General features: G+C 72.7%; 11 protein-coding genes. 1 reads left to right on the top strand and 10 read right to left on the bottom strand.

From position 1 onward, the window contains the following. Positions 1–35: 35 nt before the first annotated feature. Positions 36–1,484: an argininosuccinate synthase gene (argG, locus tag HD595_RS30950; protein ID WP_253775149.1), complete on the top strand. Its 1,449-nt coding sequence runs from the start codon at positions 36–38 to the stop codon at positions 1,482–1,484. 43 nt (positions 1,485–1,527) lie between these two features. On the opposite strand, the gene HD595_RS30945 is transcribed toward argG, so the two are convergent. The 10 genes from HD595_RS30945 to HD595_RS30900 form a co-directional block, all read right to left on the bottom strand. Further along, the gene (locus HD595_RS30945; protein WP_253775147.1) at positions 1,528–3,474 is read right to left on the bottom strand and encodes a CBM35 domain-containing protein; all 1,947 of its coding nucleotides are present in this window, start codon (positions 3,472–3,474) and stop codon (positions 1,528–1,530) included. A 35-nt stretch (positions 3,475–3,509) separates the two neighbouring features. After that, complete coding sequence (locus HD595_RS30940) at positions 3,510–4,505, bottom strand: LacI family DNA-binding transcriptional regulator (RefSeq protein ID WP_253775145.1); 996 nt, start codon at positions 4,503–4,505, stop codon at positions 3,510–3,512. Continuing rightward, complete coding sequence (locus tag HD595_RS30935; protein WP_253775143.1) at positions 4,502–6,235, bottom strand: glycoside hydrolase family 36 protein; 1,734 nt, start codon at positions 6,233–6,235, stop codon at positions 4,502–4,504. Before HD595_RS30935 ends, HD595_RS30940 begins: the two co-directional genes overlap by 4 nt. A 2-nt stretch (positions 6,236–6,237) precedes the next feature. Continuing rightward, positions 6,238–7,050: a carbohydrate ABC transporter permease gene (locus HD595_RS30930; protein WP_253775141.1), complete on the bottom strand. Its 813-nt coding sequence runs from the start codon at positions 7,048–7,050 to the stop codon at positions 6,238–6,240. Then, positions 7,047–7,967 carry a carbohydrate ABC transporter permease gene (locus tag HD595_RS30925; RefSeq protein ID WP_253775139.1) on the bottom strand — a complete coding sequence of 307 codons (921 nt, stop codon included), beginning with the start codon at positions 7,965–7,967 and terminating at the stop codon, positions 7,047–7,049. Before HD595_RS30925 ends, HD595_RS30930 begins: the two co-directional genes overlap by 4 nt. Further along, entirely contained in the window at positions 7,964–9,307 is a 1,344-nt protein-coding gene (locus HD595_RS30920; protein ID WP_253775137.1) for an ABC transporter substrate-binding protein, read from the bottom strand. Before HD595_RS30920 ends, HD595_RS30925 begins: the two co-directional genes overlap by 4 nt. Before the next feature lie 161 nt (positions 9,308–9,468). After that, complete coding sequence (locus tag HD595_RS30915) at positions 9,469–9,984, bottom strand: CBS domain-containing protein (protein WP_253775135.1); 516 nt, start codon at positions 9,982–9,984, stop codon at positions 9,469–9,471. Next, entirely contained in the window at positions 9,981–10,898 is a 918-nt protein-coding gene (locus HD595_RS30910; protein ID WP_253781376.1) for a universal stress protein, read from the bottom strand. Before HD595_RS30910 ends, HD595_RS30915 begins: the two co-directional genes overlap by 4 nt. Positions 10,899–11,080: 182 nt before the next feature. Continuing rightward, positions 11,081–12,208 carry a nitrate reductase molybdenum cofactor assembly chaperone gene (gene narJ / locus HD595_RS46930; RefSeq protein WP_253775133.1) on the bottom strand — a complete coding sequence of 376 codons (1,128 nt, stop codon included), beginning with the start codon at positions 12,206–12,208 and terminating at the stop codon, positions 11,081–11,083. A gap of 199 nt (positions 12,209–12,407) precedes the next feature. Then, the gene (locus tag HD595_RS30900) at positions 12,408–13,058 is read right to left on the bottom strand and encodes a helix-turn-helix domain-containing protein (RefSeq protein WP_253775131.1); all 651 of its coding nucleotides are present in this window, start codon (positions 13,056–13,058) and stop codon (positions 12,408–12,410) included. Positions 13,059–13,212 lie beyond the last annotated feature (154 nt).

Below are 13,212 nucleotides of genomic sequence, written 5' to 3'. Positions count from 1 at the left end.
GCATGAACATGCGTAGCAATGCATAATCTCTTTCCATGTCCAAGGTTCTCACCTCCCTGCCCGCCGGCGAGCGGGTCGGCATCGCCTTCTCCGGCGGTCTCGACACCTCGGTGGCCGTCGCCTGGATGCGCGACAAGGGCGCCGTCCCGTGCACCTACACCGCCGACATCGGCCAGTACGACGAGCCCGACATCGCCTCGGTGCCGGCCCGCGCCCTGGCGTACGGTGCCGAGGTCGCGCGCCTGGTCGACTGCCGCGCGGCGCTGGTCGAGGAGGGCCTGGCCGCGCTGACCTGCGGCGCGTTCCACATCCGCACGGGCGGGCGGTCGTACTTCAACACCACGCCGCTCGGCCGCGCCGTCACGGGCACCCTGCTGGTGCGGGCCATGCTCGAGGACGACGTGCAGATCTGGGGTGACGGCTCGACGTTCAAGGGCAACGACATCGAGCGGTTCTACCGGTACGGCCTGCTGGCCAACCCGCACCTGCGCATCTACAAGCCGTGGCTCGACGCGGACTTCGTCTCCGAGCTCGGCGGGCGCAAGGAGATGTCGGAGTGGCTGCTGGCCCACGGGCTGCCCTACCGCGACAGCACGGAGAAGGCGTACTCCACGGACGCCAACATCTGGGGCGCCACCCACGAGGCCAAGACCTTGGAGCACCTCGACACCAACATCGAGACCGTGGACCCGATCATGGGCGTGCGGTTCTGGGACCCCTCGGTCGAGATCCCCGCCGAGGACGTGACCATCGGCTTCGACCAGGGCCGCCCGGTCACGATCAACGGCAAGGAGTTCGCCAGCCCGGTCGACCTGGTGATGGAGGCCAACGCCATCGGCGGGCGGCACGGCATGGGCATGTCCGACCAGATCGAGAACCGGGTGATCGAGGCCAAGAGCCGCGGCATCTACGAGGCCCCGGGCATGGCCTTGCTGCACGCCGCGTACGAGCGGCTGGTCAACGCGATCCACAACGAGGACACCATCGCCACCTACCACAACGAGGGGCGGCGGCTCGGCAGGCTGATGTACGAGGGCCGCTGGCTCGACCCGCAGGCGCTCATGCTGCGCGAGTCGCTGCAGCGCTGGGTCGGCACGGCCGTCATCGGCGAGGTGACGCTGCGGCTGCGGCGCGGCGAGGACTACTCGATCCTCGACACCTCCGGCCCTAACTTCAGCTACCACCCGGACAAGCTGTCGATGGAACGCACCGAGGACTCCGCGTTCGGCCCGGTGGACCGGATCGGCCAGCTCACCATGCGCAACCTCGACATCGCCGACTCGCGCGCCAAGCTGGAGCAGTACGCCAGCCTCGGCATGGTCGGCACCCACCACCCCGCGCTCATCGGCGCCGCCCAGGCCGCCTCGACCGGGCTGATCGGCGCGATGCCGCAGGGCGGCGCCGAGGCCATCGCCTCGCGCGGCGAGGTCTCCGAGGAGGAGGAGATGCTCGACCGCGCCGCGATGGAGCTGGGCAACGACTGACCACGGGGCCCGGCGCGACCGTCCACGCCGGGCCCGCCGTCCGTCAGCCGGTCACGCGCGCGGTGGCCGTCCGGCCACCGGCGACCGGCACCAGGGCGACCGTGTACCTGACGCCGTCGATCGTCCGGGGCAGCCCCGCGACGGTGTGACCGTTGACCGTGAGCCACCGGTGCTCGCCCAAAAACCGCGCCTCCCAGAGGTACGGACGCGCTGACCCGTTGGTGAAGGTAGTCGCCGTCCGACCGTCGTGCCGTACCGTCACGGTGCCGTCGCCCACCGGCACGTCCGCCACCTCCAGCCACCCGATGTCCGACGGCAGCCGCGACTGGGTGGCGACCGTGTGGCGCGGCGCGTCGGGCTGGATCCCCATCAGCCCCTCGACCGTCTGCGCGACCAGCGTGAACGACACCTCCGGGTAGTCGCCGTTCAACCCCTGACGGCCGCTGACGTGGGCGGCATCGCGCTGCTCGTAGACGTAGCGCATCCACTTCCAGGCGGTGTCGTCGCGGTTGTGCCGGAAGAAGGTGTCGGGAAGGTAGGTGACGGCCTCGATGTTGGCGGGCCGACCGGCCCCACTGGCCTGGGCGTCGATGAAGTCGAGATACGCCTCGTTGCGGGGCCCGGCGTCGATGATGCCCTTCATCGGCATGAACCAGCTGTTCTCCTTGCCGAAGCCGGTCAGCGGGGTCCCGTCGACCGTGTAGGCGCGGACCATCTCGCCGGATCCCGGCTTCACGCTCCAGGTGCGGTTGAAGTAGCTCTTGAGCGTCCGGGCCTGCTCGGCGGCCCGCCGCGCGGTCGCGGGGTCGTGCTTGTCCCGCGCGAGCTCGGCCAGGGCCCGGTACGCCTGGTACTGGGCGGCGATCGCGTCGCCCGCCTCGGCGAGCGGCTCGTCGCCGGTCTCGTTGTAGCTGGCCGACCCGGCGAAGATGCCCTTGCCCGTGCCCTCGGCCACCTTGGCGGGGCCGTTGGGCAGCAGGCCGTCGTGCAGGTCGACGAACTCCCCGGTGGCGTGCCGGTAGTAGTCCCAGAACGCCGCGTCGTCGAGGTAGGCCCGGTCGCCCGTCCACCTGAACGCCTGGTTGGCCTTCTCCACCAGCTCGAACGTGGCCGGGACCTCCCGGACGAAGGAGGCCGGTGACCGGTAGTCGATGTCCAGGTAGGTCGTGGCGTCGAAGTTCAGCGCCCACACGGGGTAGTACTTGTGCTGCTCGGTCGCCGAGGCGGCGAACGACCGGAGCATCGTCTTGTTCTCGCGGTCCAGCCCCAGGATGTGCGCACCGGCGAGCTGGTGGGCGAAGTCGCGCGAGTAGTAGCCGGTGCGGTGGGCGTACCCGGCCCAGTAGGTGGCGGCGTAGGCGCCCTCGCCGGTGCCGCCGGGCCGGCGCTCGTCCACGTTGAGCGGGCCGGGCACGCCGTCCTGGTGCACCCAGCTCCGGGCCTTGTCCCGCGACCACGCGAACATCTCGACGATCTCGGCGTTGGAGGAGGTGACGCGCGGGCCGCCGGCGGAGCCGGGCGACACCATGACGTCGTCGACGTTGACCCAGCCGGAGCCGGAGCCGAAGACGATCTCCAGCCGGTCACCCGCGGCGAGCTCCACGTCGGAGACGGTGTACCGGGCGTAGACGGTGCGGGAGGGCAGGGCGACGGTGCCCGCGTCGGCGCCGTTGCGCCGGACGGCGAACGTGCCGCCGGGCCCGCCCGTGGAGATCCAGGCCGAGATCGAGTAGCGGCCCGCCGCCGGTGCGGTGACGGCCTGGCTGACGCTCATCCCGGGACCGGCGTCGAGGTAGACGAGCCTGGACCCGCCGTGGGGGCGGTTGGTGGCGACGCCGGTGCCCGGGGTGAAGGTCCAGCCTTCGGTGCCCTTCTCGAAACCGGGGTTGACGACGATCAGCGGGCCGCCGTCGGCCGCCCGCGCCGGGGTGAGGGCGGCCGCGGCCAGCAGGGAAGAGCCGATGAGGACGGAGCAGAGCTTGCGCTTCATGGGGATACTCCCGGAATCGGTTGACCTGTCGGTGGTCAGGCCCCGCGTGGCGGCGCGGTGGACCCGCGCACGACCAGCTCGGGGCTGAAGAGCAGTTCCCCCTGTGGCACGTCGCGGTTGCTCACCAGCGCGACGATGCTGCGTGCGACCTCCTTGGCCAGCCGGTCGATCGGCTGGCGCACGGTGGTCAGCGGCGGGTCGACGAACTCCATGATCATCGACCCGTCGTGCCCCACGACCGAGACCTCGCCGGGCACCGAGAGCCCCTCCCTGAGCACCGCCCTGTACACGCCGAGCGCCATGAAGTCGCTGGCCGCCACGACGGCGGTCACCCCCCGCCTGAGCAGCTCCGAGGCGGCCGACTGGCCGCCCTCGACCGTGTAGTGCTGCCTGACCACGGGCGCGTCGGACTCGGCCGCGCCGCGCCGGGTCATCGCCGTGCGGAAGCCCTCGGCACGCCGATCGGCCGGCCGGTTGCCCGACGGCCCCGACGCCAGGCCGATCCTGCGGTGCCCCAGCGACCACAGGTGATCGACCGCCAGCTCCGCCGACATGTGGTCGTCGGTGGACAGCACCGGCGCGTCGTGCCCCTCGAAACCGCCGTTGACGCCGACGAACGGGATGCGCCGCGCGGCCAGCACGTCGTAGGTCTCGGGATCGGCTCCCTCGATGGTGTTGCTGGCCGACAGGAACACCACTCCCGCCACCCCGTGCTCGGCCAGGGCGGTGACGAACTCGCGTTCCTGGATGCCTCCGGGCAGCGCCGGGCACACCACCCCCTTGAGCCCGTGGGGCGCGAGCGCCGCCTCGACGAGCTCGGCCACCTCGGCGAAGAAGGGGTTGGACAGCCATGGCGTGATCACGGCGACGATCTGACCGCGGGTGGAGCGCTCGTAGCCGAGCTCGGCCATCGCGCTCTCGACGGCCGCGCGGGTCTTGGCCGACACCCCGGCCCGCCGGTTGATCACCCGGCTGACGGTCGCCTCGCTGACTCCGGCCCTCTCCGCCACCTCGACGATGCCGATCTTCATGGTGCCACCTCCAGATCGGCCAGGCCGGAGGGCGGAACGTCCAGCACGCACAGGCCTGGCCCCAGCCGCCGGTCCGACGGCTCGATCCTAGAGCCGTCGGCGTCGAAGATCCGCACGGCGCGGAGCGTCCCTCCCTCGACCTCCAGCACCAGTCGTCCCGACGAGGTGCCGTTGACGACGGTGACCTCGGCGTGCCGCCGGGCGTCGACCGGGACCACGCGGTCCGCGGTCACGCTGGTCACGCAGCGCGCGCCGAGCTCGGCGCGCACGACGGGGTAGAGCTCGTCGGGGCGGCCCGGTTCGACGTCGCCGTCCAGCAGCACCGGCCGCAGCTCGCGCCACCGCTCCAGCCAGAACGCCAGCATCCGGCGGTGCTCGCCGGTCAGCTCGCTCAGCCGCGCCGAGATCTGGGGCACCGAGTGCAACGCGCCGATGAGCTGCCGGGCGGCGCCGCGGGCGGGCACCGCCGGGTCCCACATGAGCATGTCGGAGTGCACGGCGCCGCCCACGGCCAGCAGCCCGAGGTCGATGGTCCGCACCCGGTTGGCGACCGCGTCGGCCGGGCAGTCGTCGGCGCGCAGCATCGCGCCGAAGGGCGCCATGCCCGGCCCCGCGTACGGCTGCCGGAGCTCTATCAGCGCGCCGGGCCGGACCACCTCGACCGCCGCCACCAGCTCGGCGAGCAGCACGCGCATGGCCGTGCCCACGTCGGCGACGTCCCCCGGAGAGGGCGTGCCCGCGTAGGCCATCACGGTCTCCAGGAAGTCGAGCTTCAGGCCGTCGAGCCCGTGGTCGCGGACGAGCCGCGCGCACGTGTCCACGACGTGCCGGCGGACCTCGGGCACCCGCGGGTCGAGGACGTGCGCGCCCGGCACGACGTCCGCCGCGGGGGCGTGGGCCGACAGCTCCGGGAAGCACTCCGCCCGCGGCCCGAGCAGGAGCGGGGCGATCCAGGCGAGGTAGGCCAGGCCCATGCCGCGCACCCGGGCGACGTGCGCGGCGAAGTCGGGGAACTTGGCGGTGTCCACGCGCCAGTCGCCGACGCCGTGGTATCCGCGTCCATTGCCGAGCTCCTGCCAGCCGTCGTCGAGGATGATCGCCCCGCAGCCGAGCTCCGCCGCGAGCGACGCCTCGGCTTCCACGGCGTCCGCCTCGACCGCCTGGCTGAAGCCGTACCAGGTCGAGTAGACCGGCACGCGCGCCCCCTCCGGGGGCCGGGCGGGCCGTCCGAGCGCGCCGCGCAGCTTCCGCATCGCGGCGGCGACGCTCGCCGAGGCGCGGGCGAAGATCAGGCGGTACGGCGAGTCCGTCGCGGTGACGCGCAGGTGCACCACGAAGGTCTTGTTCTCCTCGGAGACGCCGTAGCGCATCGTGGTCTCGGGCACCGGGTCCAGCGCGGCGAAGGCCAGCATGGACGTGCCGGCGCTGTCGTACAGGCAGCCGGCCGCGGCGCCGCTCACCAGCGAGACCCTCGCCAGGCCCGCCCAGTCGGCGACCACGGTGCGCTTCCATCCGGCGTCGGAGTGCCAGAAGCCGACCGCGTCGCCGAGCGGCACCGACAGGCGGATCTCCAGCTCCTCACCGGAGTGGATCTCCACGAGTTCGGTGCCGTCGGGCCGCGTGGCCCGCTCCCAGCGGGCGGCGGTCCCGGGGACGCCGCTCAGGACGGCCAGCCGCACGTCGTCGACCAACGGCTCGGTGGGCACGGGCACCAGCCCGGCGGTCGTCACGCTCACTCTTTGACAGCTCCCGCGAGAAGTCCGGAGACGAAGTGTCGTTGCAGAAGGAGGAACAGGATCGCCATCGGGATCGCGGCGACGGCGGTGCCGGCCAGGATCGCGCCGTAGTCCGTGTCGTTGGCGCCCTGGAGGGAGGCGATGGCCAGCGGGATCGTGTACGCGTCGCGCGTGCGCAGCGCGATGAGCGGCCACACGAAGTCGTTCCACTGGTAGAGGAAGAGGTAGATCCCGAGCGCGGCGAGCGCCGGCCGCATCGGCGGCAGCACCACGCGCCAGAACAGGCGCAGCTCGCCGCAGCCGTCCACGCGCCCGGCCGACAGCAGCTCGTCGGGCAGGGCGGACATCGACTGCCGCATCAGGAAGATCCCGAACGGCAGCGCCAGGTTGGGCAGCACGATCGCCTGGTAGGTGTTGAGCCATTCGAGCGCCAGCATCATCTTGAACAGCGGCACCAGCGTCACCTGGCCGGGGACGACCAGGCCCAGCATCAGCAGCCCGAACAGCGGCTCCCTGCCGCGGAAGTCGTACTTCGCGAAGCCGTAGCCGGCCATCGTGCACACCAGCCCGGCCAGCAGCGTGTAGAGGGTGGCGATCAGGGTGGAGTTGAGCACCACCCGGCCGAAGCCGACGGTGGACTCCAGGGTGGCGAGGTTGTCGAGCAGGTGCGCGCCGGGCAGCAGCGGCGGCGGGTCGCCGAACACCTCGGCCGTGCGGTGCGTGCTCCCGACCACCAGCCAGTAGAACGGCACGAGCATCACCGCGACCGCCACCAGCAGCGACGAGGTCAGCATCACGCGGCGCGTCATGACCGCTCTCCCAGGACCTTGAACTGGACGACGCCGAGGATGCCGATGATGACGGTCAGGGCGTAGGCGATGGCCGAGGCGTAGCCGAAGTCGAAGAACTTGAAGCCGTTGGCGTACAGGTACAGCCCCAGGGTCATCGTGCTGTTGTCCGGGCCGCCGCCGGTCATGACGTAGGGCTCGTCGAAGAGCTGGAGCGTGCCGATCGTGGACATGACGATCGTGAGCAGCATGACGGGCCGCAGCCCGGGCAGCGTGACGTGCCGGAAGCGCTGCCAGGCCCCGGCGCCGTCCACCGCGGCGGCGTCGTAGTGGTCGGCGGGCAGGGCCTGCAGCCTCGCCAGGTAGATCACCGCGTTGTAGCCGGTGTAGTGCCAGGTCAGGGCGAGCCCGACGGCGACCTTGGCCCACAGTCCGTGGGTCAGCCACGGGACGGGGCCGACGCCGGCCAGGCCGAGCGCCCAGTTGACCAGGCCGGACTGGGGGTTGAGCAGGACCGCGAAGAGCAGGCCGTAGGCCACCAGGCCGGTGACCATGGGCATGAAGAACCCGAGGCGGACGAAGCCCTTGACCGCGAGCAGCGGGGAGTTCAGCGCCACCGCCAGGGCGATCGCCAGCGCCAGCATGAGCGGCACCTGGACGAGCAGGATGGTCACGGTGTTGCCGAGCGCCGACCAGAACAGCGGGTCGGCCACCAGGCGCCGGTAGTTCGCCGCGCCGGCGAAGGTCTGCAGGGCGCCGTCGGTCTTGAACAGGCTGAGCCAGAACGACCACGCGATCGGGTACAGCTTGAAGACGGCGAACAGCAGCAGCGCGGGCCCCACGAAGAGGTACGGCGCGAGCCTCGCGCCCGTCCATCCGCGGCGGGACGGGGCGCGGTGCGCCGGTGGGGCGCCGGCCCGTTCCACGAGCGCGGTCACCGCACCACCTTGCGGTCGGTCTGCTGGGCGAGCAGGTCGGCCGCCTCCCTGAGCACGGTGGCCGGGTCGGCGCCCTTGAGCAGCACCTTGCTCTGGGCGTCCGTGACGACCTTGAGCGCCCGGGGGTAGTCGGCGGAGTAGTTGGTCACGTAGGACGGCTTCCTGAGCGCCTCCAGGAAGATCTCGCCCTTCTTCTGGCCGCCGAAGAACGCGGACGGCTCGTGGAAGACCGGGTCGTCGTAGGCCGACATCAGGGCGGGGGCGATGCCCTTGCCCTTGTAGATGGCGACCTGGCTCTCCGGGCGGGTCAGCACGTACTCGGCGAAGGCGTAGGCGGCCTCCTTGACCTTGCTGGTGCCGGCCACCGCCAGGTGGGTGGAGTTGACGGTGGCGGCCACCTTGCCGCCCTCGGTGACGGCGGGCGGGAGCCGGACCTTCCACTTGCCCTTCTGGTCGGGGGCGCTCTCCTCGATGATGCCGCCGAACCAGGTGGGCATGGACTGCACCGCCACGGAACCCTTCTTGATCGAGGTGATCATCGTGTTCCAGCCGCCGGCCATGTCGGCGATCAGCCCGGCGTCGTTGAGCCGCTTGATGATCGTCAGCGCGGTGACCGCCTGCGGGGTGTCCAGCGTGATGTTGCCCTGCATGTCGAAGTAGAAGCTGTCCTGGAGCTGGAGCAGCATCTGGAAGAGGTTGGCGGAGTCGGCCTGGGAGGCGGGCTTGTCGATGCCGAGGAGCTGGACGCCGGTCTTCGCCTTGAGCGTGACGCCCGCCTCGATGACGTCGTCCCAGGTGCCCAGCGCGGCCACGTCCACGCCGGCCCGTTCGAACAGGTCGGCCCGGTAGTAGAAGCCCGCCGAGTTCGCCTCCCAGGGCAGGGCGTAGGTCTTGCCGTCCCGGCTCACGGTCTCCCACATGCCCGGGGCGAACGCGCCGCGGTGGCGGTCGGCGCCGAGGGGCCGCAGGTCGGCCAGGCCGCCGGGGAACTTCTCGATGTAGGCGGGCAGGTAGTCGACGCCGATGTGCAGGACGTCGCCGAGCCCCTGGCCGCCCGCCGCCATGCCCGTGGTGATCTTGTCCCAGATGGCCGGGTTGCCGATGTCCTGGACGTCGACCCTGATCCCGGGGAACGCCTTCTGGAAGCCGGGCACGAGCTGCTTCATCATCGCGGCGGGCCCCTGCCAGCTCCAGACAGTGACGTCGCCGGTCGCCGCCGTGCCGGTGGGACCGGAGGCCGGCGCGGCGGCCGGGTCTCCCCCGCCGCACGCGGACAGCGCCGCGCCGCCGGCGGCGAGAGCACCGAGCTGGAGGAGGCGGCGGCGGGGAAGGTTGGCCATGGTCAGCTCCTGGGGGGCACAGAGGACGGCCTGACACGGCCAGACGTTATCCGCGCGTTTCGCCGACTTGCAAGCTTTCGACGAAACTTTTCAGTGAACTGCCGACGCAGTGTTGACAGTCCGGCAGAGCCGCGCTGAGATGACGTCACGCGCCCCCTGGGTCACGACCGGGGCGGCACGACCGGCTGGAGGTGGAACATCCCGGTGATGACCTCGCCCGGCCGGTCCCCGGTGCCGCCCGGCCGGTCCTCGGCGCAGGCGCGGCCCGCGACGGCGACGAGCACGTCCCTGGCCGTGATGAGACCGACCAGGCCGCGCTCCGAGACCACCGGCACCGCGTCGGCCCCGGCGTCCGCCATGACGCACGCGACCCGGCGCAGCGTGTCGCGCGGGCCGACGCGCGGCCGGGGCTCGCCTCCCAGCATCGTCCCGACCCGGCGGCCGGACTGCTCGTACGGGCCGCCGGACCAGGAGGCGGCCAGCCGCTCACGCGACAGGACGCCGAGCACGTGCCGCCCGTCCACGACCGGCAGGTGGTGAACGCCGGCGCGGCGCATCAGCTCCCAGGCCATCAGGGGCGACTCGTCGGGTGTGACGGCGACGAGCACGCGGCTCATCACCTGCTCCGCTCGCAGCGACCGGACGTCGGGGCCGGCGCCCTCCGGGGACGTGGTCATGTCCGCTCCTTTCCGGGACGTTCCTGCGCAGCAGCACGTTCCTGCATGGGGCGTTCGTGTCCGTGGCGTTCCTGTCCGGGACGTTCCTTTCTGGGGCGTACGACCGCGACCGGGCACGCCACGTGGTGCAGCACGCCGTGGCTGACCGAGCCGAGCACGGCCGAGGCGAACCCGCCCAGCCCGCGCGAGCCGATCACCACGAGGTCGGCGGTGAGCGCCGCCTTCATCAGGGCCGACACCGGGTGCTCGCACACCTGGTCGTCCACGATCCGCACGTCGGGGTTCTTCTCCCGCCAGGGCACCACCCGGTCGGCGGCCATCTTGACCTCCTGCTGGTAGGCGTCCTCCAGGAGGGGGCCGTATCCGGCGGCGTACGGGGAGAAGACCGGGAGCTGCCAGGCGTAGACGACGTGGAGCTGCGCGTCGCGGGCGCGCGCCTGCTCGACGGCGTAGCGCATGGCGGCCTGCGAGTGCTCCGAACCGTCGTAACCCACCACGACCTGGCCGTGCTGGACCACCGCGGTGCCGCGCACGACCACCACGGGACAGGCCGCGTGGCCGGCCACGGCCATGCTGACCGAGCCGAGCACCATCCCGGCGAACCCGCCGAGGCCCCTGCTGCCCAGCACCATGCTCTCGGCCAGGGCCGACTCGCCGACCAGCGCGTCGATCACGCCACCGCTCAGCATGCCGGTGCTCACGTCGGCGTCCGGCGCGAGGGAGCGCGCCCGCTCGGCGGCCGCCTCCAGCACGCCGGAGCAGTACTCCGTGCTGCCCACCGCCGACGCCCACTGCTCGCACACGTGCACGAGGCGCAGCGCCAGCCCGCGGCGCCGCGCGTCTGCGGCGGCCCATTCCACCGCCGCCGTCGCCGGCGCGGACCCGTCCACGCCGACCACGATCCGTCCGCCCATCACCCATCGCCTCCACGTCCCAGGACTGTCACTCCCAGCCTGGTCGCGGGGCCGCCGGGACGCCCGGGGACGAAGTCCCGGTTGTGGGGGCCGTTGGTCACATGCGAGTGTGCTGGCCGTTGGTCACATGCGAGATCAGCCGGCCCGGCCGCGACGGGCCGCCGATCCGCATCGGCCGCGCCTCACCGCGGCTCGCCCGCCGCGTAGGGCTCCAGACCGGCCTGCTCCTCGGGCGGCCCTTCCTGCGCCTGCCGGAGGGCGGCGGCGCGCTCGCGCGCGCTCGGCGGCGGCAGCGTGGCCACCACCGCGGCGACGACGTCGGCGTACGGCGAGCGCTCCTCGCGCAGCGCCCGGTGGAGCGTCTCCACGGCGGCGCGGTGCTCGCGCAGCAGCCGTCCCGCCTGGGCGACGCCGCCGCGCGCGGACAGCTCGCAGATCACGGCCAGATGGTCGGGCGGCTCGCCGCCGGCCGGCTCGAACCCGGCCTCGCGGAAGGCGTGCTCGAAGCGCAGCAGCGCCATGCCGCGCTGCCGCGTGTCGCCGTAGGCGTAGGACGTCAGGCACGGGCAGCAGCGGCGCTCGGGGCCGAACGTCGCCACGTAGTGCTCGGCCAGGCGCGGCAGCGGGGTCGTGGCCAGGTGCGTGAGGAAGGCGCGCAGGCGGGCGGCCGCCTCGCCGGGCGGCAGCCGGTCCACCGTCATGGTGAGCAGGGGCAGCGCCTCGACCAGCCGCTCGTCCGGGTGGCCGAGCAGCACCGACGCGGTCATGTGGATGGCGCGATCGCTCACGAGTCCTCCTTGCGCTTGGGGAACAGCCCGTCGGGCAGGCCCTTGCCGTCCCGGTTCGAGCCGCGTGGTCGAGGCCGTGGCCGGTCGCGAGCTCCTCCGGCTCGCCGCCCGGCCCCTTTTCTGGTGCGGAGTCCGCAGGTCCCCGGAGACCCGGCCGGGCCCGGGCAGCGCGTCGTTCAGCGGACGGTCGGTGGCGGCCCTGTTGACGATGGGCGGCAGGAAACCGCCCAGCCCGCCGGAGGCGCCGACGACGCCCGTGGCGCTGCCCACGGACGCGGCGAGCACGGCCCGGCCGAGGTTCGCGAACACCGCGCCGTTGCCGAGCCCGAGCGCCGCTGCCATGGCCAGGAACCCGGCCGTTGCGAGCGGCATGCCGGGCGCGAACGTCGCCCCGGTCATGCCCAGCACCAGGCCGCCGGCCAGCAGCGCCGGGTAGCTGCCGGCGAAGGTCAGAGCGGTGGCGCTCAGCCCCAGCAGCTCCTCGTGGACCGGGCCGGGAGGTGCGTCCGGCCGTCGTGGCACGGGGCGCGACTGGTGGAACGGCGGTCATCGGCACCTTCCGGAGAAACGTGGCCCAATCCGGCGGGTCCCGCCAGCCTCCTTCAGCCGCATCCACCCCGGTTAGGGTCTTTGGTCCCTCGTTCCGTACCCGAACGGCTCGCCCCCGGTGACCAGGTTCGGGTCAAGACTTCCCGTCAGCCGCCCTCCCCCGCAGGTCTCCTCAGTCGGTGAGGATGCGGCGGCCCGTCACGCGCGACGGCCTGATCTGGAGGTACTGCCGGCGGTCGCCGCCGGCCCAGGGCTCGACGCCCGTCGCCGCCGCGGCGGCCTCCTCCTCGTCCGTGACGTGGTGCAGCGAGCCCTGCACGAGCACGCTCCAGCCGCCGCCGGTCAGCTCGTGGACGCGGTCGACCTCGAAGGCCACCTTGTACTCGACGCCCCGCATGCCGGTGCGCAGGTCGGCGTCCGTCGCGCCGCCGGGCGTCGTCCGGAACACGATCGCGCCGCCGTCGGACAGCCGGTAGTTCACCGGCAGGACCGTCAGGCCGTACCGGCCCTCGAAGGCGATGCGGCCGACGCCGCCCGGCGCGATCAGGCGCAGGCACTCCTTCTCGTCCAGGTCGGCCAGTTCCGCGCCCGGCGCCGCCTCGCCCGCGCCGACCGGCCCCTCGTCCAGCAACTCGGCCACCGTCGTGCCCAGCGCGCCGGCCAGCCGGTCGGCCACCTCCCGCGCGGACGGCTCCGACTGTTCCTCCAGGTACCGGACGTACCCGGCGTCGACGCCGGCCTGGCCCGCCAGTTGCTCACGGGTCAGGCCCAGCGATGCGCGCCGCTCGGCGACCCTGCGTCCGAAGCTCCCGAGATCCGACATATCGCTCTCCATCTCCACGACGACGGGATGTCTTCCCTCGGCTCACGGTAATAGGCGGATGTCCCGAAAACCGGCCCGGCGAGCGCCGTGATGACCTTCGTCCGCGATGTCAGGGACCTTCGGCGCGCCGCCGCCCAGGGTCCGGCTGGCGCGG

Source organism: Nonomuraea roseoviolacea subsp. carminata, from assembly GCF_024172185.1.
Lineage (GTDB): Bacteria > Actinomycetota > Actinomycetes > Streptosporangiales > Streptosporangiaceae > Nonomuraea > Nonomuraea roseoviolacea.
This window is presented reverse-complemented; position numbering and strand designations above follow the sequence as displayed.